Origin of the sequence: Citrobacter sp. wls714, assembly GCF_005281025.1 — a bacterium.
GTDB classification, from domain to species: Bacteria; Pseudomonadota; Gammaproteobacteria; order Enterobacterales; family Enterobacteriaceae; genus Citrobacter; species Citrobacter werkmanii.
Genome location: NZ_SZWZ01000075.1, coordinates 98,744 through 119,910, shown reverse-complemented (window position 1 = coordinate 119,910; position 21,167 = coordinate 98,744). Strand labels below are relative to the sequence as shown.

At 54.0% G+C, this 21,167-nt stretch carries 18 protein-coding genes; 4 read left to right on the top strand and 14 right to left on the bottom strand.

Annotation, left to right across the window (positions count from 1 at the left end; translation table 11 throughout):
• Positions 1–112 precede the first annotated feature (112 nt).
• Positions 113–976 carry a nucleoside-specific channel-forming protein Tsx gene (locus FDX11_RS16360; protein WP_003021561.1) on the top strand — a complete coding sequence of 288 codons (864 nt, stop codon included), beginning with the start codon at positions 113–115 and terminating at the stop codon, positions 974–976.
• Between the two features lie 45 nt (positions 977–1,021).
• Here FDX11_RS16360 and FDX11_RS16355 read toward each other — a convergent pair whose 3' ends face one another.
• The 7 genes from FDX11_RS16355 to queA form a co-directional block, all read right to left on the bottom strand.
• Positions 1,022–1,714: a YafY family protein gene (locus FDX11_RS16355; protein WP_137398245.1), complete on the bottom strand. Its 693-nt coding sequence runs from the start codon at positions 1,712–1,714 to the stop codon at positions 1,022–1,024.
• 23 nt (positions 1,715–1,737) lie between these two features.
• The gene (locus tag FDX11_RS16350; protein WP_137398244.1) at positions 1,738–2,103 is read right to left on the bottom strand and encodes a VOC family protein; all 366 of its coding nucleotides are present in this window, start codon (positions 2,101–2,103) and stop codon (positions 1,738–1,740) included.
• Positions 2,104–2,272: 169 nt separating this feature from the next.
• Positions 2,273–3,244, bottom strand: a complete 972-nt coding sequence (gene secF / locus FDX11_RS16345; RefSeq protein ID WP_038638190.1) for a protein translocase subunit SecF — start codon at positions 3,242–3,244, stop codon at positions 2,273–2,275.
• 10 nt (positions 3,245–3,254) lie between these two features.
• Complete coding sequence (gene secD, locus FDX11_RS16340) at positions 3,255–5,102, bottom strand: protein translocase subunit SecD (protein WP_137360396.1); 1,848 nt, start codon at positions 5,100–5,102, stop codon at positions 3,255–3,257.
• Positions 5,103–5,129: 27 nt separating this feature from the next.
• Entirely contained in the window at positions 5,130–5,462 is a 333-nt protein-coding gene (yajC, locus tag FDX11_RS16335; protein ID WP_003021544.1) for a preprotein translocase subunit YajC, read from the bottom strand.
• Positions 5,463–5,484: 22 nt separating this feature from the next.
• Positions 5,485–6,612: a tRNA guanosine(34) transglycosylase Tgt gene (tgt, locus tag FDX11_RS16330; protein WP_126955929.1), complete on the bottom strand. Its 1,128-nt coding sequence runs from the start codon at positions 6,610–6,612 to the stop codon at positions 5,485–5,487.
• Between the two features lie 53 nt (positions 6,613–6,665).
• Positions 6,666–7,736, bottom strand: a complete 1,071-nt coding sequence (gene queA / locus FDX11_RS16325; RefSeq protein WP_137398243.1) for a tRNA preQ1(34) S-adenosylmethionine ribosyltransferase-isomerase QueA — start codon at positions 7,734–7,736, stop codon at positions 6,666–6,668.
• A 90-nt stretch (positions 7,737–7,826) separates the two neighbouring features.
• Here queA and acpH point away from each other — a divergent pair, with 90 nt between their 5' ends.
• Positions 7,827–8,408: an ACP phosphodiesterase gene (gene acpH / locus FDX11_RS16320; RefSeq protein WP_137360393.1), complete on the top strand. Its 582-nt coding sequence runs from the start codon at positions 7,827–7,829 to the stop codon at positions 8,406–8,408.
• A gap of 168 nt (positions 8,409–8,576) precedes the next feature.
• Positions 8,577–9,179, top strand: a complete 603-nt coding sequence (locus FDX11_RS16315; protein ID WP_003021524.1) for a peroxiredoxin — start codon at positions 8,577–8,579, stop codon at positions 9,177–9,179.
• Between the two features lie 52 nt (positions 9,180–9,231).
• Here FDX11_RS16315 and FDX11_RS16310 read toward each other — a convergent pair whose 3' ends face one another.
• From FDX11_RS16310 to FDX11_RS16290, 5 genes are all read right to left on the bottom strand, one after another.
• Entirely contained in the window at positions 9,232–10,629 is a 1,398-nt protein-coding gene (locus tag FDX11_RS16310) for a DUF3999 domain-containing protein (protein ID WP_137398242.1), read from the bottom strand.
• Positions 10,626–13,283, bottom strand: coding sequence for a DUF2339 domain-containing protein (locus tag FDX11_RS16305; protein WP_137398241.1), 2,658 nt, complete (start codon positions 13,281–13,283; stop codon positions 10,626–10,628). The genes FDX11_RS16310 and FDX11_RS16305 overlap by 4 nt, the downstream gene beginning before the upstream one ends.
• Before the next feature lie 136 nt (positions 13,284–13,419).
• Positions 13,420–15,288 carry an amidohydrolase gene (locus tag FDX11_RS16300; RefSeq protein WP_137398240.1) on the bottom strand — a complete coding sequence of 623 codons (1,869 nt, stop codon included), beginning with the start codon at positions 15,286–15,288 and terminating at the stop codon, positions 13,420–13,422.
• A 21-nt stretch (positions 15,289–15,309) separates the two neighbouring features.
• Complete coding sequence (locus tag FDX11_RS16295; protein ID WP_079225253.1) at positions 15,310–15,855, bottom strand: antibiotic biosynthesis monooxygenase; 546 nt, start codon at positions 15,853–15,855, stop codon at positions 15,310–15,312.
• Between the two features lie 103 nt (positions 15,856–15,958).
• A complete protein-coding gene (locus FDX11_RS16290; protein ID WP_003021513.1) occupies positions 15,959–16,600 on the bottom strand; it encodes a hydrolase in 642 nt (213 codons plus the stop codon).
• A 273-nt stretch (positions 16,601–16,873) separates the two neighbouring features.
• Here FDX11_RS16290 and FDX11_RS16285 point away from each other — a divergent pair, with 273 nt between their 5' ends.
• On the top strand, positions 16,874–17,776 hold the full coding sequence (locus tag FDX11_RS16285; protein WP_137398239.1) for a LysR family transcriptional regulator: 903 nt from the start codon (positions 16,874–16,876) through the stop codon (positions 17,774–17,776).
• Here the strand turns inward: FDX11_RS16285 and malZ are convergent.
• Positions 17,770–19,584: a maltodextrin glucosidase gene (gene malZ / locus FDX11_RS16280; RefSeq protein ID WP_137398238.1), complete on the bottom strand. Its 1,815-nt coding sequence runs from the start codon at positions 19,582–19,584 to the stop codon at positions 17,770–17,772. The genes FDX11_RS16285 and malZ overlap by 7 nt on opposite strands.
• Positions 19,585–19,723: 139 nt before the next feature.
• Positions 19,724–21,097: a proline-specific permease ProY gene (gene proY, locus FDX11_RS16275; RefSeq protein WP_137360386.1), complete on the bottom strand. Its 1,374-nt coding sequence runs from the start codon at positions 21,095–21,097 to the stop codon at positions 19,724–19,726.
• Positions 21,098–21,167: the final 70 nt, after the last annotated feature.

The following is a 21,167-nucleotide window of genomic DNA, read 5'->3' as shown; positions in this document are numbered from 1 at the left end:
TATTTTTGTGAACAATGATTTTTATAATAGGCTCCGAAGAATTACGAAATATTTAGAAACGCAATTTGCGCATTTTTCACTCCCGAAAGGGATTTCAAACAGTGGCATACATATGAAAAAAACATTACTTGCAGCCGGTGCGGTGCTGGCGCTCTCCTCGTCTTTTACTGCCAACGCAGCAGAAAATGACAAACCGCAATATCTGTCCGACTGGTGGCACCAAAGCGTCAACGTGGTGGGCAGCTACCACACCCGTTTCTCCCCGAAACTGAACAACGACGTGTATCTGGAATACGAAGCGTTTGCCAAAAAAGACTGGTTCGACTTCTATGGCTACATCGATATTCCGAAAACCTTTGACTGGGGTAACGGCAACGATAAAGGTATCTGGTCTGACGGTTCCCCGCTGTTTATGGAAATCGAACCACGTTTCTCCATCGACAAGCTGACCGGTGCTGACCTGAGCTTTGGACCGTTCAAAGAATGGTACTTCGCCAACAACTACATCTACGATATGGGTGACAACAAAGCCAGCCGCCAGAGCACCTGGTATATGGGTCTGGGTACCGATATCGACACCGGTCTGCCGATGGGTCTGTCCCTGAACGTGTATGCTAAATACCAGTGGCAGAACTATGGCGCATCCAACGAAAACGAGTGGGATGGTTACCGTTTCAAAGTGAAATACTTTGTGCCGATCACCCAGGTTTGGGGCGGTCAGTTGACCTACATCGGCTTCACCAACTTCGACTGGGGCTCAGATTTGGGTGATGATCCGAACCGCACCAGCAACTCTATCGCTTCCAGCCACGTGCTGGCGCTGAACTACGATCACTGGCACTACTCCGTAGTCGCGCGTTATTTCCATAACGGCGGCCAGTGGAAAGGTGGGGATACCCTGAACTGGGGCGAAGGCGACTTCAGCGCGAAATCAACCGGTTGGGGTGGTTACCTGGTCGTAGGTTACAACTTCTAATCCAGACAATTTATCGCAGACAAGCCAGCTTAACCGCTGGCTTTTTTACGGCTGGTCTTCACAGCGTACTTTACGTAAAAAGTCACTTAGCGAGCGATCCGCCGATTCGCGAAAGTGCCTGTCGAGAGGCGTGATCTTCAGACAGCGATCAACGCGAAAGCAGCGATAATCGTCACGCTTCTCGCACCAGGCAACCAGTAACCAGTGCTCGCCCCAGAAAAATAATCCCAACGGCTGAACGTCACGCCAGGAGAGATTCCCGGACTCATCGCCATAATGCAGCGCCAGTACTTGTTGCGCCGAAACCGCGCGATGTATGAGATCGAAGGCACTGCGTGAATGTGGCTGATTACCAAAATCTGGCGCAAAAATCCGCGTTTGCTCGGCCCTGCGGCGGCTCTCTGGCGGCAATATCGCCAGCACTTTTTCCTGCGCCGACTCCAGTGCCTGTGAAAGTGAATCCCCGCCCCATGTTTTCAGCAACCGAATCGCGACCATCAATGCTTCTGATTCGTGATGCGTTAACATCAACGGTGGCAGATCAAACCCGGCCATTAAGCGGTATCCGCTGCCCACTTCGCCTTCAATGGGCACGCCGGATAAAGAGAGATCGCGGATATCGCGATAAATCGTCCGTTCAGAAACTTCAAGACGTTCTGCCAGCAGCGCCGCCGTTGTCACTCGTCTGCCCCGCAGGATTTGTACGATCTGAAACAAGCGGTCGGCGCGTCGGGTCATTTTAATCCTCAGTCCTGAAAATATTACGCGGGTTGATGTAAACCAACACGATTGCCTTCACTGTCAGTAAATAGCGCAATCGTACCAATGTCCTGCCCCAGTTCGAGCGGGCCAAACACGCATTGACCACCAGCTGTGGCAACACGTTCAAGCGTGGCAGCCAAATTGTCCGTATGCAGATAAATAATAGCGCCCTGCGCTGAAGGCGAAATACCGTCAAATTTAGCCAGCGCCCCGCCGGGAGCAGGATCCTTATGCGGGAATACGGCCAACTCAGCGCAGTCCATATTCTCCCGACGCAAAGAAACCTGCATCACTGGCTCATAAAAAGCGATGGCGCGATCCATTTGTACCACGGGGATTTCAAACCAGTTAATTACGTTGTTCATACTTCCTCCAGCCTGTGTGGGTAATCTCAGAAGGACTATAAGACAGGGCTACTGACAGCATACTGTCAGTAGTGTGACGACAGAAAAAGATAATGGCCTACCGTTAAATCACAGGCAAAAAAAATCCCGACCTTGCGATCGGGATTCCACTATCTTCACTCTTAATGGGTTAAGGCAGAATTGACGGCTGATCCGCCCCTTCTTTCTCGACCTTCTGCTGCAGCATGTGCTCACGCTTCATACCCAGCTTCAGCGCCAGCGCCGATGCTACGTAGATAGAAGACGCAGTACCGATGGAAACACCGATAAGCATGGTCAGCGAGAAGCCTTCCAGTACCGGACCACCGAACAGGAACAGCATCAGAATAACCATCAACGTCGTACCGGAGGTAATCAACGTACGGTGCAGCGTCTGAGTCAATGACACGTTAAAGATTTCGTAAGGCGTACCGCGACGAATTTTGCGGAAGTTTTCACGAATACGGTCAGAGACTACGATACTATCGTTCAGCGAGTAACCGATTACCGACATCAGCGATGCGACGATAGTCAGGTCAATCTCGATATGGAACAACGACAGGATCCCAAGTGTGATGATTACGTCGTGCGCCAGCGCGATAACTACCCCTGCCGCCAGTCGCCACTCAAAGCGGAAACCGACATACACCAGGATGGAGATCAGCGCCGCCATCAGCGCCATCGCACCGGTTTGCGCCAGGTCTGCGCCAACACTCGGCCCCACGAATTCAATTCGCTTCACCGCAGCGTTTTGGTTGGTGGATTCGTTAATCACACTCAACACTTTGCTACCCAGCACCTGACCGCCGTCTGCGCCTTCAGTTGGCGGCATACGCACCATAATGTCGTGGCTGCTGCCGAAGTTCTGCAGCAGCGGGTCAACAAAGCCCGCTTTCTCCAGCGCATCGCGCATCACGTCCATTTCAGCTGGTTTTTCCAGCGTGATTTCAATGACCGTACCACCGGTGAAATCGAGACCCCAGTTAAAGCCGCGCACGCCCATAATCACGATGGCCGCGATCAGCAGAAAACCTGAAATGCCGAAAGCCCAGTAGTCCCAGCGCATAAAGTCCCAGACTTTACGGCCGTGGTTCAATTGTTCAACAGTATATTCCTGTGCCACTTCGCACTCCTCAGATTGACAGCTTTTTGACGCGCTTGCCGCCATACAACAGGTTTACGATGGCACGTGTACCGACAATGGCGGTAAACATCGACGTCGCTACCCCAATACCGGTAGTAATCGCGAACCCTTTAATTGCCCCAGTGCCGACTGCGTACAGGATAATGACCTTAATCAGCGTCGTAATGTTCGCATCGAAGATGGAGCTAAATGCGCCGGCATAACCTTCATTGATGGCCTGCTGCACCGAACGACCGTTACTCAACTCTTCTTTGATACGCTCGTTGATCAGTACGTTAGCATCGACCGCGACGGCAAGGGTTAAGACGATCCCCGCAATCCCCGGCATACTCAGCGTGGCTCCCGGCAACAGCGACATAATGCCGACAATCAGCACCAGGTTAGCGATCAGCGCACTGGTCGCAATCAGACCGAACTTCTTATAGAAGAAGATCATGAACAGGATAGACACCACCAGACCGGCCAGACAGGCTTCCAGACCCTGTTTGATGTTCTGCATACCCAGGGTTGGGCCGATGGTACGTTCTTCAACAATCTGAATCGGCGCGATTAGCGCACCGGCACGTAACAGCAGAGAAAGCTGACGCGCTTCGTTCGGGTTGTTGATACCGGTGATACGGAAGCTGTTACCCAGGCGAGACTGGATGTTGGCGATGTTAATCACCTCTTCCTGTTTCACCAACACGGCACGACCGTTAGCATCTTTTTTACCGCTGTCTTTGTACTCCACGAACAGGGTCGCCATCGGCTTACCGATGTTGTCCTTAGTGAAGTTGGACATGATGTTACCACCCGCGCTATCCAGCGAGATGTTAACCTGCGGCTGATTGTATTCGTCCTGGCTGGAAGTAGAATCGGTGATATGGTCACCGGTCAGGATCACGCGTTTGTACAGCACAACCGGCTGACCTTCGCGAGTCTGTTTCACTTCCGAATCACCCGGTACACGCCCGGATGCCGCAGCAGACTGGTCAACGTTGGTATTTACCAGACGGAATTCCAGCGTCGCGGTTGCGCCCAAAATTTCTTTCGCACGCGCGGTATCCTGGATACCCGGCAGTTCGACGACAATACGGTCAGCGCCCTGACGTTGTACCACCGGCTCAGCAACACCCAACTGGTTCACACGATTACGCAGAATATTGATGTTCTGCTGTACCGCATATTCACGGGCTTCGCTCAGGCGCGCATCGGTCATCACCGCACGCAGAGCATTACTGCCCTGGCTGGAAATAACCAGATCCTGGTGACGCTTGCTCAGATAAGAGATAGCTTCATCACGGGCGCTGCTGTCACGGAAGGTGATGCTCAGGCCGTAGTTATCTTCTTTACGAACGGTAGTATAAGGAATGCCTTTTTCACGCAGATCGCTGCGCAGGCTATCGATATTTTGTTCCTGCAACTTACTCAGCGCGGTGTCCATATCCACTTCCATCAGGAAGTGAACGCCGCCACGCAGGTCAAGACCGAGTTTCATCGGTTCTGCGTGAATGGCTGCCAGCCAGCGCGGTGTTGCCGGAGCAAGGTTAAGCGCCACGACGTATTGATCGCCCAGCACGCCCATCAGTACTTCACGTGCGCGCAGTTGGGTATCAGTGGAGTCGAAGCGCGCAAGAATAGCACCCTCTTCCAGAGCCACAGACTTAGGTGTGATTTTATCTTCTTGTAACGTTTTCTGGACCTGGATCAGCGTTTGCTCACTGGCGGCGGCACCGCGCACGCCAGTGATTTGAACAGCCGGATCCTCACCATACAGGTTGGGAAGTGCGTAAAGCAGGCCGACGACAATGACGACGACCAGCATAATGTACTTCCACAAAGGATAACGGTTTAACACGGCAGTTCCCTTTGGGAAAACAATAAATTACAGCGCCTTCATGGTGCCTTTCGGCAGAACGGCAGCTACGAAATCACGTTTAATAACCACTTCAGTGGTGTCGTTCAGCGCGATAGCGATGTAGCCAGATTCTGCTACTTTGGTCACGCGACCCACCAGACCACCGTTGGTCAGGACTTCATCGCCTTTCGCAATGGAGTTCATCAGGTTCTTGTGTTCTTTGGTACGCTTTTGCTGTGGGCGCAGGATCATGAAGTAGAAAATCAGACCAAACACCACCAGCATCAGAATCAGAGACATCGGGCTGCCCTGCGCCGGAGCACCTGTTGCCGCTACCGCATCAGAAATAAAAAAGCTCATTCAAATTCCCTCATTATTAAAATTAATCAACGTTCACAGGTGGAACTGGTCGACCCTGACGTTGGTAAAAATCGGTCACGAAGCTCTCTAATTTACCCTCTTCAATAGCCTTGCGTAAACCCGCCATCAAACGCTGGTAGTAGCGAAGGTTATGAATCGTGTTGAGACGCGCGCCCAATATTTCGTTGCAACGGTCGAGATGATGCAAGTAAGCGCGCGAATAATTGCGACAGGTGTAGCAATCACACTCAGCATCGAGCGGACTGGTGTCGCTTTTATGTTTCGCGTTACGAATTTTTACCACGCCGTCAGTCACAAACAAATGACCATTACGGGCATTTCGCGTTGGCATCACGCAGTCAAACATATCGATACCACGACGCACACCTTCAACCAGATCTTCTGGTTTGCCGACGCCCATCAGGTAACGCGGTTTATCTGCCGGAATCTGTGGGCAAACATGCTCCAGAATGCGGTGCATATCTTCCTTCGGCTCACCGACAGCCAAACCGCCGACAGCGTAGCCATCAAAGCCGATATCTACCAGACCTTTGACGGAGATATCACGTAAATCTTCGTAAACGCTGCCCTGAATGATGCCAAAAAGCGCATTTTTGTTGCCGAGACTGTCAAAACGGTCGCGACTGCGCTTAGCCCAACGCAGAGACATCTCCATTGAGCGTTTAGCATAGTCCCAGTCGGCCGGGTACGGTGTACATTCGTCGAAAATCATCACGATATCGGAACCGAGATCGTATTGAATCTCCATTGACTTCTCAGGATCGAGGAAAATCGGATCGCCGTTGATCGGGTTGCGGAAATGCACGCCCTGCTCGGTAATCTTGCGGATATCGCCCAGACTGAAAACCTGGAAGCCGCCGGAATCGGTAAGGATTGGCCCTTTCCACTGCATGAAATCGTGCAGATCGCCGTGCAGCTTCATGATTTCCTGACCCGGGCGTAGCCACAGGTGGAAAGTGTTGCCGAGGATGATCTGCGCGCCGGTGGCTTCAACTTCTTCCGGCGTCATGCCTTTTACGGTGCCGTAAGTACCGACCGGCATAAATGCAGGCGTTTCCACTACGCCACGTTCAAAAACCAGGCGGCCGCGACGCGCGCGACCGTCTGTGGTGTCCAGTTCAAATTTCATCTTAACTCCTGCGTCAGAAAAACAGTCCGACGTTAAATACTCATGCCGGAAATTTATTCCCCGACACGCTCAGAAATAGCCTGCGGATTGTACGTGATAAACATCGCATCACCGTAACTAAAAAAGCGATATTCCGCTTTTACCGCTTCATGATAGGCGTGCATGGTGTTTTTATAACCAGCAAACGCAGAAACCAGCATGATCAGCGTCGATTCCGGCAGGTGGAAGTTGGTGACCAGGGCATCAATCACCTGGTATTTATAGCCTGGATAAATAAATATCTGCGTATCGCCGAAGAACGGCGCAATGAGATCGTTTTTGGCAGCCTGCGCTGCGCTTTCCAGTGAGCGAACGGACGTTGTGCCCACGGCTATCACGCGGTTGCCACGCGCCTTCGCCGCCAGCACCGCGTCAACCACATCCTGCGGCACTTCCGCATATTCAGAGTGCATAATGTGGTCTTCGATGGTGTCTACGCGCACCGGCTGGAAGGTACCCGCGCCGACGTGCAACGTAACGAACGCCATTTCAATGCCTTTATCGCGCAGTTTCGCCAGCAGCGGCTCGTCAAAGTGCAGCCCCGCGGTCGGCGCAGCGACGGCACCCGGTTTTTCACTATACACGGTCTGGTACAGCTCGCGGTCGGCGTCTTCGTCCGGGCGGTCAATATACGGCGGCAACGGCATATGGCCGATGGTGTTGAGGATATCAAGCACGCTGCGTTCGTCGTCAAACGCCACTTCAAACAGCGCGTCGTGACGGGCGACCATCGTCGCTTTGATACTTTCATCGTCGCCCAATAGCAGCTCGGCACCCGGCTTCGGCGCTTTCGAGGCGCGAATATGCGCCAGAATACGTTTATCATCCAGCATGCGTTCGACCAGCACTTCAATCTTGCCGCCACTGGCTTTACGGCCAAACAGACGCGCAGGAATAACGCGGGTATTGTTAAAGACCAGCAAATCGCCAGGGTTGAGCTTATCGAGCAAATCGGTGAAAGTACCGTGCGTCAGCGCGCCCGTCGGCCCGTCCAAAGACAGCAAGCGGCAGCTACTGCGCTCAGCTTGCGGATAGTGGGCAATCAGGGATTCGGGTAGTTCAAAGGTGAAATCGGTAACGCGCATGACACTGACTCAGACTAAAATAAGAGGCGGGTAGTCTAGTGCCGGGGCGTTCTCCCTGCAACCTTTACCCCTCTGGATAAACGTTTAACTATGAATTTTCTTGCACATTTGCATCTCGCTCATCTTGCCGACAGCTCGCTTTCCGGCAATCTGCTGGCCGATTTTGTCCGGGGTAATCCGGAAACGCTTTTTTCGCCTGAGGTGGTGGAAGGCATCTTCATGCACCGTCGTATCGACGTGATGACCGATAACCTGCCGCAAGTGCGTGAAGCCAAAGAGTGGTTTCGTAGCGAAACGCGCCGCGTCGCGCCAATTACGCTGGACGTGATGTGGGATCACTTTCTGTCGCGCAACTGGTCGGAAATCTCCCCAGATTTCCCATTAGCGGAATTTGTGCGCTATGCCCGCACCCAGGTGACCACGATTTTGCCAGAATCGCCGCCGCGCTTTATTAACTTAAACAACTATATGTGGTCAGAAAAATGGCTTGAGCGCTATCGTGACATGGATTTTATCCAGAACGTCCTGAACGGCATGGCCAGCCGCCGTCCGCGTCTCGATGCCCTGCGCGACTCATGGTATGACCTGGATACGCATTATGATGCCTTAGAAGAGCGTTTCTGGCAGTTTTATCCGCAAATGATGGAACAGGCGCGACATAAAACCCTTTGATGGTAACCCGCATAACGCGCCGGATAAGCAGTAGCGCTCATCCAGCAACAGATTGATAGACAAAACCTGTCTCATTGATTGCCAGCGCCTCTTTGTCTTATTCTCAAACACTCTCTATACTGGCCCGCGTTGCGTTCCAAAAAACCCTTAACATTGCAGGAGAATTATATGGTACTGGTAACTCGTCAGGCTCCGGATTTCACAGCAGCTGCGGTACTGGGTAGCGGTGAGATCGTTGAAAACTTCAACTTCAAACAGCATACCAACGGTAAAACCACCGTTCTGTTCTTCTGGCCGATGGACTTCACCTTCGTTTGCCCGTCTGAACTGATCGCATTCGACAAACGTTACGAAGAATTCCAGAAGCGCGGCGTTGAAGTTGTTGGCGTTTCTTTCGACTCAGAATTTGTCCACAACGCATGGCGTAACACCCCTGTCGACAAAGGCGGCATCGGTGCGGTGAAATACGCAATGGTTGCTGACATCAAACGCGAAATCCAGAAAGCCTACGGCATCGAGCACCCGGAAGCGGGCGTTGCTCTGCGTGGTTCTTTCCTGATCGACGCTAACGGCGTTGTTCGTCACCAGGTGGTTAACGATCTGCCGCTGGGTCGTAACATCGACGAAATGCTGCGCATGGTTGACGCGCTGCAGTTCCACGAAGAGCACGGCGACGTTTGCCCGGCGCAGTGGGAAAAAGGGAAAGAAGGTATGAACGCGTCTCCGGACGGCGTGGCAAAATACCTGACCGAGAACGTTTCCAGCCTGTAATTGGCATGAATCGATCGATAAAAGGCCCGCAATGCGGGCCTTTTTTATTGGTTTATATCGGATTACCCTTTTTCACTTCACGCCAGATTCGCCACGCCATCAGCGCCAGGACGGCGACGCCAAGGATTAACACCCCCCACACCAACAGCGTTTTCCACTGGCTTTGTTGCTCAGCGACTGAAGTTGCCGTCAGCCGCCCCTCGCCGCCCAGAGTAACTGGTTCATCCTCCAAAGCCTGCGGCATTTTGTCAGGATCGTTGTGCTTACGTAACGCCTCCGGGATCAGCATCGCCAGACTGATGCTCGCGGGTTCCGCCGCTTTGTTCCCCCATGCCAGAATAAACGGGCTTTGGCCTTGTGCGTTAAAAATCACTTTATAGCTGTCGCGCTCCCCTCTCAGTACGGGTAAGGTGTCAGGCAAACGCGCCTGAAGCGTCGTCATCCGGACCTCCTCAACTAACTCACCGGAGAGCGGAATATTATCCGAATACTGATTTTCCAGATTGTAGAGAACCGTTCGGGTTAAAGGCTGCCAGGCGTCTTTTTCTGCTTTGCGCCATTCAAGTTCAACCGGCAATACGCCTTCGTTATCCAGTGAAATCTTTAATGAGGTCAACGGTTGCGGCCTGGACCAGCGCCAAATCGCCTGGTTTTCGGCAATTTTCTCCGCTTCAGCATCCATCGAAACAGGCCGGGTAAGCAGAGGCTCCTCACGGGTTATCGCACTCACGCCGGTCAGATTTAACGCAGGACTTTGCGAATCAAGAATCAGCAACAGCCAGGGGACGCCATCAGCAGACATGCGCAAATCATCGACGCCTAAGGTGTCCATTTTCAACCGGTCGTCGCTATGCGTCAGATCCATCAGCGGCGCATTTCCTGTCATCAACCTCCAGTCACGCAAATCACGGCTGTAATAGAGCGATGCCGTTCCCTGCCAGTTTTTCGCAGGCGCATCCCAGTTCAAACGCAACTGGGACAGCAATGGCGTCTCTTTGACATCGTCTGGCAAGGCAATTAAATAACTCTGCCCGATGGATTGCAGGTTTTCACTTTCGAAGCGAATTTCAATGCCATTTTTAGCACGAAGCAGGACCGCTGGTCTTTCATCATCTTGCTTTGGCGTCACCTGTTGCACCGTAGAATCAAACGGAAAAAGGCGCAGAGGAATCGTTCTCGGGGTCGTTGCCTGCGCTTTTTCTGCCAGTAGAGTGAAAGGCACCACATCGCCCTGGCGGTTGAACACTCTGATATCACGTAAGTCCGGCCAGACCGCCTCATGATATACTTCTAATGGCAGAGGGAGGCTATACCATTGCTCTGAACCCGGCGTTAAGAGCTTCACGCCCTTCGCGTAGTCTGCTGGCGCATCCGTAGCCGTATTACTGCCCCACGCCGCGCTGGTTGCTCCTAACAGAGCACTCCAGAGAACCGCTTTAATCCATTTCATTTTTCTTCTCCAGCTTTGGGCGGTAAAGGTGAAAAATACCCGATAATCAGCACCAGAATGGCGACGCCGATAAACGCGACCGCGCGCGCCAGGCCACCGCCTCCCGCGCTATCCACCAACATCAGTTTAATTATGACTATCCCCAGCAAAACGGCGCCACACAACCATTCCTGCCGCGAGCGACGCCGGGTTGCCTGCAGCATCACCACCAATGCCGCCAGCATCCAGAACAGAGCAAAACAGGTTTGAATCAGCCGCGAATCCCACAGGGCGTGTACATTCCACGCAACTTCGCCATACCAGGACAATGCGCGCAGTAGCAGGCCATTAAGCCACCAAAAACCGAGCGCCATCAGCGCCACAACCGGCCATGGGCGGCACACCGAAAGCAGCACCGGGAAATAGCGTTCAGACACGCGATAAAACACGACCAACCCTAGCAGGGCAAAAGCTGCGCCCTCTTCCAGCGGGTTGAGCAACGGCAGATATGTCTGACGATAAACCACGCCATCCTGTAAATTCGTCAGCACGAGCAGACCGACCAGTACCAACGCAACAGGAACCATCGCCTGAACAGAATATAAGGCCGGCCAGATACGAAATGGCCAGAGCCTGCGCTGAACAGCTTGATAAACCAGGAAAATCAGCAATCCGCCAGCCGCCATCATCAGGCCGCTTCCCCACGCGGTTCGCCCCCACGGTAGCGCCTGGGCGAACCAGAACAGCTCAACCGCCAGCGCCAGTACAATCATCCAGAAGAACGACAAATGTGCCAGCCGGGAAAGCGTTGGCGGTAATATCGGTGCGTCACGCCAGAGCAGCGCCACTGCAACAATTAGCGCCGCACACCAGGCCAGATTCGGCCAGCCCGCGGCAAAAATCTGCTGCAAAGAGATCTGATACATCAGCATCACCAGCATCGTCGGCCACAACAGCCATTTACTGGCATCCAGCTCCCACCATGCCAGGCGACCAGCAATCGTTCGCCAGCCCCAGACCGATACCGCCATTAATGCCAACACGCCAGAGAGCACCCACCGCTCCTGCTTCAGGATGAGCTGCGAAACTGCAACGAGTGCAATAATCCAGAAAAGCAAACCGCCAGCGAGTAGCCCCCAACTACTCTGTATCCGAATGTTGCGCCATAGCCATGCGGCAGCCAGCCAACTGAGGCTAAGCACGGCAAATATCAGCATCACTGAGAGCGCAGTTATGCCGTTCGCCAGCGCCCATAGCGCGCTGCCCACGGCCAACACGAGCAGCGCCGTACCGCTATAACTCATGCGTCGTTGCTGCTGTTGGATACCCAGCCAGAGGATCCCAAGTCCCTCCAGCGACCAGGCCATCGCCGTCCAACGGGCTGAAAGCGCCAGCGGGATAGCCAGGGTGGTAAATGCGCCGCCAAGCGCCAGGGCGGACAATACCAGCGGTCTTCCCAGAGAAGATGAGCGCCGCAACGCAAGCGTCGCCAACACCAGATAGAAACCACCGTAGCCCAGCGCGCTGAGCGCCGGACCATATGCCATATGCCGGGTAATGGCATACTGCATGCCAAAACCTACCAGCGGAGGGGCAAACAGCAGCACGCCATCAATAATCTGTTTGCCTTTTTCCTGCGCCCGAAGGGACAGCACCACGCTCAGCACGCCAAAAATAATGGTGTTGGCGATCAGGAACAGTTGGCAGCTCAGGTAATACTCAGGTCGATAGTCCTCCAGCCCCCACAAACCGCCAACGCCAAAGGTAAACAACAGGCCGAGCAGATTCAGCTCCCGCCAGTGCTGCCAGATGCTAATAGCGAGAATACCGACCGAGAGCAGAAGATAGAAAGAGAAGAGCGCGACATGACTGCCGCCGCCGGAGGAAAGCAGCAGCGGCGCGAGATAGCCGCCAAGGCTGGCCAGCATCGCCAGGCTGAGTGCCTTTTGCAAAATAGCCAGACCCACGCTCGCCGCGCAAATCGCCACCAGCAGCGCAAATGCTAGCGTCATTGGCAGCATTTGCCACAGCCGGAACGCGCCAAAGACGGTGAGATAGAGTGCTCCCGTGGCCCCGCCCTGTAAGATCAGCGCATAGACCTGTTGCTTATGCCGCAACCGCCAGCCCAGCGCCAACAGGACAATAGCAAACAGCGCGGTCGCCACCAGGCGCAGCTCAAGCGGAAACAGAGAATGTTCGACGGTGTAACGCAGCAGGAAAGAAAGTCCCAGGAACAGGAGCAATATACCGAGCTTTGCCAACGGATTGCCCTGCATAAACCAGCGCACCAGCGATGACATCACCCCGCCAAAAGCAGAAGGTCGCTCGACGCTGGGCGTGGAAATTACCGCTTTATCCGGCTTCTGCTGTGAAGACCACGGGCTAACGGGTTCAAGGGTCGGCTCAGTGTCTGGTTCCGGCGCCACGTTGCTAATCGCAGCCGTTTTCGCATCGACAGGAAGACTCTTTGTTGCAGCCGTTGGCGCATCGGCGATGGCCTGTACCACAGACTCCGGCGCCACACCGCGCAGCTCAAGTTCCTCTACCCGACGGCGCAAGGCCGCCAGCTCAGAACGTACCGCCGCACTGCGTCTGTATGCCACGATAGCGAGACCAGGAACCACTACCAACGCAAAGAATAAAACAATGCAGCCAAGGGTTAGCAGCTCATCCATGTTTCCACCTTCACTGTGTAAAGACAGACCAGAATGACACAAATTGTTGCAGCTGTGCCATATCTGTTAACACTATGACCCGCTTTTCAGAAAAGCCAATCAGCCCCTGCGTTTGGCCAGGGGCTGTGATGAGAGATTAAAACGCGAAGCAGGAACAACCCAGCGCGCCCCAGAAAGCCCTGTCATCTGACACCGGAATCCCCGACTTACGCGCGATGTCATGCTGATGACCGTGTACGCCGCAGCTACCACAGCACTGGTGCATCTGTACCATTGCGCCAATTTTCGCCGCAGCAGGCGGCGCTGAGCGATAGTGCCCCGGCACCTTCACCACCGGCGACCAGTCGGGCACAACCGGAATGGCAGGCGGTGCCAGCGGGGTGAAATGACCGGCAGCGTACACGACTTTACCATCGACAATAGTCATCACCGACTCGATGCCTTTGATCTCTTCTTCCGGCACGCTGAAGTAATCTTTAGACAGCACCACCAGGTCGGCCAGTTGATCTTTCTCGATACGCCCTTTCTTACCCTGTTCGCTGGAGAACCAGGCGCTACCGGCCGTCCACAGTTCCAGCGCCACGTCGCGCGGCAGACGATTGTTATCATCATACATCGCCAGACCACCAACGGTACGGCCAGAAACCAGCCAGTACAGCGCGGTCCACGGGTTGTAGCTGGCCACGCGGGTGGCGTCAGTCCCCAGCCCTACCGGAACATCAGCCGCCAGCATTTTCGCCACCGGCGGCGTATGTTTGACCGCGTCTTTGCCATAGCGATCGACAAAATATTCGCCCTGGAACGCCATACGGTGCTGAACCGCTATCCCGCCGCCCAGCGCTTTTACGCGCTCGATATTGCGTTCGGTAATCGTTTCGGCGTGATCGAAGAACCAGTGCAGACCATTGAACGGGATATCGCGATTCACCTTCTCGAACACATCCAGCATGCGGCTAATGGATTCATCATAGGTGGCATGCAGACGGAACGGCCAGCGGTGCTCCACCAGGTGGCGAACCACGCGCTCCAGCTCATCTTCCATACCTTCCGGCAGATCCGGGCGTGGTTGCAGGAAGTCTTCAAAATCAGCGGCCGAGAAGACCAGCATTTCCCCAGCCCCATTAGCACGGTAGAAGTCGGTGCCCTGCCCAGGTTTGAGCATATCAGTCCAGCGTTCAAAGTCCTCCAGCTCCTGCTTCGGACGCTGAGTAAACAAGTTATAGGCGATGCGCACCGTCATCTGCTTGTTGGCGTGCAACTGCTCAATGATCTCATAATCTTCCGGGTAGTTCTGGAATCCGCCACCCGCATCGATGGCGCTGGTCAGTCCCAGGCGGTTCAGCTCGCGCATAAACTGGCGGGTCGAATTGACCTGCATTTCCAGCGGCAGCTTTGGCCCTTTCGCCAGCGTCGAATAAAGGATCATAGCGTTGGGTTTGGCGATCAGCATTCCAGTCGGGTTGCCGTTGCTATCACGCACAATCTCACCACCTGCCGGATCCGGCGTCGCTTTGGTGTAGCCGACGGCTTTCAATGCGGCGCGATTCAGCAACGCTCTGTCGTAGAGATGTAGAACAAATACCGGCGTATCTGGCGCGGCTTCATTCAGTTCTTCCAGAGTTGGCATGCGCCGTTCGGCAAACTGGAATTCGCTCCAGCCCCCCACCACGCGCACCCATTGCGGCGACGGTGTTCTGTCAGCCTGCTCTTTGAGCATGCGTAGGGCATCCGCCAGCGACGGTACACCTTCCCAACGCAGTTCCAGGTTGTAATTCAGACCACCGCGAATCAGATGCAGGTGTGAATCATTTAAGCCGGGGATCACCGTATGTCCTTGCAGATCGACAATCTGCGTCCCTTCGGCGGCCAAGCTCATGATCCGATCGTGGTTACCGGTCGCCAGGATCTTCCCGTTGGCGATCGCTACCGCCTCGACCTGTGGGCTTTGTTTGTCGAGAGTATGAATTTTTCCGTGAGTCAGAATCAGTGTGGCAGTTTGCGACATAACAATCTCCTGAAAAACCGGTCAGGCTTTTTTCAGCCATCCGGCAAACAGACGGGTTACGATGGGCATCCAGAACCAGACCACCAGCGCAACCACACACGCATCATTGATAAGATGCAGGAGTAACGAGCCCTTCATTGCAGGCAGCACAATGCCGGTCAACCACGGCACCAGGTTAGTGCTGGGAAAAATCACCAGCAGAGTGATCAGGAACTGTTTCCAGCGCCTGGGCTGGCGTACATGGGGCGCGGGCGGCGTAAACCAGAACGCCGCTTCGGTACGAATTTCGGTTTTATCACCTTCTGCCAGTAGCGGAGCTATCTCTTCCACCAGCACACGGCGCGTATCGGACTGGGTCCAGTTGTACAGATGCTCCAGCGTGTCGAAGCGGATAATAATGTTCCACAGATTCTCGCCATCCGCAGGGCGAATCACATTCGCTCCGAGATGACCGGGAAACTCGGCCGCCACCGGCATGATTTTCCCCAGCCATTGCTCATACCGCTGCGCCTGCTCAGGCTGCAGGGTATGGGTAATCACCAACGTCACATGTTTGTTCTGCGCCATGAAGGATTCCTTGTTGAAGGAGAATGGCGGGATAGCCCGCCATCAATATCAATACACGAGATCTATAACGATGCATTCAGGCAGCATGAAGGATGCCGTGTATTCAGGCTTTACGTTCCGGCGCGCCGTGCACCATGGTATAGGCGTAATCCACGCCCATACCGTAGGCGCCGCTATGCTCGCGTACCAAATCCATTACGGCGTCGTAGGTTTCTTTGCGGGACCAGTCGCGCTGGTACTCAAGAAGAACCTGTTGCCAGGTTACGGGGACTGCGCCCGCCTGCACCATCCGGTCGATGGAACGCTCGTGGGCATCCACAGACGTGCCGCCGGAAGTATCGGTCACCACATACACTTCATAACCCGCTTCCAGTGCCATCAACGCCGGGAAAGTCAGGCAGACTTCGGTCCACAGCGCGGAGATAATCAATTTCTTGCGTCCGGTCGCTTCCACGGCTTTCACAAACGCCGCATCTTCCCAGGAGTTCATAGACGTGCGTTCAATAGGTTTCACATCAGGGTGAACCGCTAACAATTCCGGCCAGATATAGCCGCTAAAACTTTTTGTTTCCACAGAGGTATATATCACCGGAACATTAAATATCTTGCCGGCTTTCGCTAATGCCACGGTATTATTTTTTAAAGTCTGGCGATCAATATTTGCCACACCAAATGACATTTGCGGCTGATGATCAATAAAAATCAGCGTAGAGTTTTGAGGATCTATCAGTTCCCGAATAGACATAACACACCTTCTTAATCAATGAGTTAAAAGGCAACGGTCTGTATCTGCCGTCAGCAGCAGGATCCTGAATCAGAACGCTTGTTGAGTATAGCGGGAAATTTCTAACGAGTTATTAAAGAAAACTTACCATCCTGTGAAACTATTAATTCTGTGTTGCGATATATCCTAAACAACATCAAAAAAATGCGCATGACTCATCTAATTTATTCACTGGCATTGTTTTTCTTCATTCGGTACAACAGAAGGGTTTATTTTTCAGGATATTTTCTGCTTATGCGCATCAATCTGGATGTTTTGCTCATCCTCGACGCACTCGACAAACAGGGTTCATTTGCCGCAGCAGCCGAATCGCTGTTTAAAACCCCTGCGGCACTCAGCTATATGATTCAGAAGCTGGAAAGCGATTTGAATATCGAGTTGCTTGACCGCTCCGGGCATCGGGCGAAATTTACCGACACCGGGCTGATGATGCTGGAAAAGGGACGTTTGCTGCTGAGTGCGGCCAAAGATCTCGAAAAGCAGGCGGTACAGCTGAGTTCTGGCTGGGAAAAAGAGCTGGCGATTGCGCTGGACGACTCTTTTCCTTTCTCCACGCTGCTGCCCATTATTGATGAATTTCACGCGCTGAATAAGCAAACCCGTCTGAGTTTTACCCACCATACGCTGGCGGGCTCCTGGGAGGAGCTGACCCATAATGGCGCAGACATCATTCTGGGGGCGATTAATGAACCGCCAACGTCAGCGGCCTGGTCCTACAAAATGCTCGGCACGCTGGATAATGTATTTGTCGTGGCACCCGAACATCCGCTGGCCGCCGCGCCGGACGGCCTGACAAACGAACAGCTGTGCCTGCATCGGGCCATTGTTATCAGCGACAGCGCCCGCTTTTGCCATCCGCTACAAACCAATCTGATGGACGAGCAGGCGCAGATTCGCGTCGATGACTTCCACAGTAAAGTGATGTTACTGCGAGCCGGCATGGGCTGCGGATTTCTTCCCCGCCACATTGCCAGCCCGTGGCTTGCCACAGGCGAACTGGTGGAAAAAACGGTCATCTCATTTCGCCAAAAAGATGTGGCCTACATGGCATGGCGCAACAGCCGCGATGGGCTGGCGCAGCGCTGGTGGCGAGAAACGCTGCTGGCAAGCCCGGAGATTGCACGCTTGTATCAATGACCCATCCACACCGAGGCGGAGATCGCCGGCAGCGTCAGGATATCGTCAGCGAGCAGGCCGTTACCCTCTTGGTGCTGCCATTGAGCGACACGCAGTAGTGGCGAGACTGGCAGGACCACTTCGCAGGCGTGGCCACGGTTAATCGCCACCAGCACGCGCTGGCGGTTGAGTACCCGCACAAACACGACCACGTTATCCTCGGCGTAAATCACCTGACAACCGCCATGGCGTAACGCCTGGCTTTGATGGCGTAATTTAGCCAGCCGCTGATACAGCGCCAGCAAGGTAGTGTCCTGTTTTTCAGCTTGCCACGGGAACGGCTTACGACAGAACGGATCGTTATTGCCGTCCAGCCCCACCTCATCACCATAATAAATACACGGCACGCCAGGCCAGGTAAACAGCCACACCACCGCCAGCGGTAAACGCGCCACGTCTTTGCCAAGCAACGATTTAAAACGGGCGGTATCGTGGCTGTCGAGTTGATTGAACATCCGCAGTTGCTGCTGATGCGACAGACCCGCGCGGTAGTTATCCATCCACGCCATACAGGTTTGGGCATCAATAGATTGCGGGTCGTACGAGATATCAGTATTGGCCAGAAATCCCCAGATGGGGAAAGTAAAACCGCGATAGTTCATGGCGGCATCTTCCGCATCCGCCTGCAACCACTGACGCGCATCACCAAAATGTTCACCCACCACATACGCTTCAGGCTGGGTTTCTTTTGCCGCCTGCGTAATCCCCGCCACATGGTGCAGGTTGTTGCGCGCCCCGCCGCCCTCTCCCAGCATATGCACGACATCAAGACGCCAGCCGTCCATACTCCACGGCGCTTTCAGCCAGTGACGAACGATACTGTCTTCCCCACGATAAATTTCATTGACCAGGCTTTGCGAACAAAAATCCAGCTTGGGTAGACTGGCATAGCCCAGCCAGTCCAGCGCCACACCGTCGGCAGAGAAATGATACCAGTCACGCCAGGGGGAATCCGGGTTGTAACACGCCCCGTCCGTCCCACGGTTATGCCGATCAAACCAGGGGTGCGAATCGCCGCTGTGGTTAAAAACACCGTCCAGAATCAGACGCATGCCCTGCTGTTGCGTGTTGTGGCGCAAGCGCAGCAGCGCGTTGTCGCCGCCAAACTGTGGATCAACATGACGGTAATCTTCGGTATCGTATTTATGCACGCTCGGCGCGGTAAACACCGGGTTCAGATACAGCGCCGTAACCCCTAACGTTTTCAGATACGGCAGCTTTTCGCTGATGCCGTCCAAATCGCCGCCATAAAATGTCGATCCTCCGGCCTGAGCGGTCAGTGGTTCATCCCACTCGCGACGCACGATGTCATGCCCGGCTGCGTGGTGGTAATAGACGTTTGGAGCCGGCTCACGCGACTGGCTGCGGGCAAAGCGGTCCGGGAAAATCTGATAGAAAATCTGGTCAGCTACCCACTGCGGACCGTTATCCGGCACATCAACAGCAAACTGCTCCAGACGCGCAGGCGGAAAACGGCTGAATCCCTGCGGTGTAAACCACAGCTGACGATCGGGCCACAATAATTTAAAACTATAGCGCCGACGAGGTTGGCCGCTGGCAAGATCGATCGCCGCCCGCCACGCGGTTACGCCCGGCTGCGGCTGGCTGCGCAGCTTGTGCATACCCAGCGAAATTTCTTCGTTATCGTTTTCTGCACGTAGCGTCACCCGCTGAGGTGGATTTTCCCCCGCCAGCCATAATGTAATCGACAGTTGATCTTTGTTTTGCTTAACAAATGGGGCAACCGGAAGGTGCCAGGCGTTCAACATCACGTATCCCCTTTGATGAAAATGAAGCCACCTTGCCATAGCAAAGAGCAGGATCACTCATCATCTTAACGTTTATTAGGGGAGGAGTTCGGGGGAGGAGAAAATTGCCGGGCGACGCGACGCGTTACCCGGCAAAAAATTACTGTACTTCAGCCAGTTGACGCTCGCGGCGGCGTTTAAATACCCAGCCCACAAGCAGCAGGGCAATCCATGCGAAACCAACGTACAGTGAAATGCGGGTATCCGGATGGTAGCCGATAAGCGCGATGATAAAGACGAGGAAAATCAGGCCAACAACGGTCGTTGTCACCCCACCAGGTACTTTAAATTTCAGCGCCTTGACCTCTTCCGGCGGCAGACGACGGCGGAAGGCAATCTGTGACAGCAGGATCATAATCCACACCCATACCGTGGCGAAGGTCGCCAGTGAGGCGATCACCAGGAAGACGTTTTCCGGCATAATGTAGTTAAGATAAACCGCAAACAGCAGCGCGATAGTCATCACCATCACCGTGACCCACGGCACGCCACGGCGCGAGGTCTTAGCGAACATTTTCGGTGCGCTCCCCTGCTCTGCCATACCGTGCAGCATACGCCCCACGCCGAAGACGTCAGAGTTGATAGCCGACAGCGATGCGGTCAATACGACAAAGTTGAGGATCCCGGCGGCAAAGGTAATGCCCATATGCTGGAACGTCAGGACGAACGGACTCCCGTCGGTGCCAACCTGGTTCCACGGGTAGATAGACATAATGACAAACAACGTCCCCACGTAAAACACGAGGATACGCATCGGTACGGAATTGATAGCGCGCGGAATAGATTTTTCCGGGTCTTTCGCTTCACCTGCGGTAATCCCGATAATCTCAATACCACCGTAGGCGAACATCACCATTTGTAGCGACATCACCATGCCGAGCCAGCCGTTGCTGAAGAAACCGCCGTTGCTCCACAGGTTATGGATACCGGTAGGTTGTCCGCCGTTGCCAATACCCCAAATGATGATGCCGAACCCGGCGACAATCATGATGATAATGGTGGCAACTTTAAAGAACGAGAACCAGAACTCCAGCTCGCCAAACACCTTCACACTCATCAGGTTGATGGCGCAAATAATCAGCACCACGCTGAGAACCCAAATCCAGTGCGGAACGGCAGGGAACCAGACCCCCATGTAAATGCCGAAGGCAGTGACGTCGGCAATGGCGACAATCAGGATTTCAAAACAGTAGGTCCAGCCGGTAATGTAACCCGCCAACGGCCCGAGGTTTTCCTGCGCGTAGCGCGAGAAAGAGCTGGCAGCCGGGTTATGAACGGACATTTCGCCCAGCGCGCGCATGATGATATATGCCGCAACGCCGCCGATAATATAGGCCAGCAATACGCTCGGCCCCGCCATTTTGATCGCGTCGGCCGAGCCGTAAAACAGCCCGGTACCAATTGCCGAACCTAATGCCATAAAGCGAATGTGCCGGGTGCTCAGCCCACGCTTTAGCTTGTTATTACTTTCCATCGATTCCTAACCTGTTAACACAATAAAAAAACCACGGGGCCATATTAATAGCCCCGTGGTTAAAACTTAT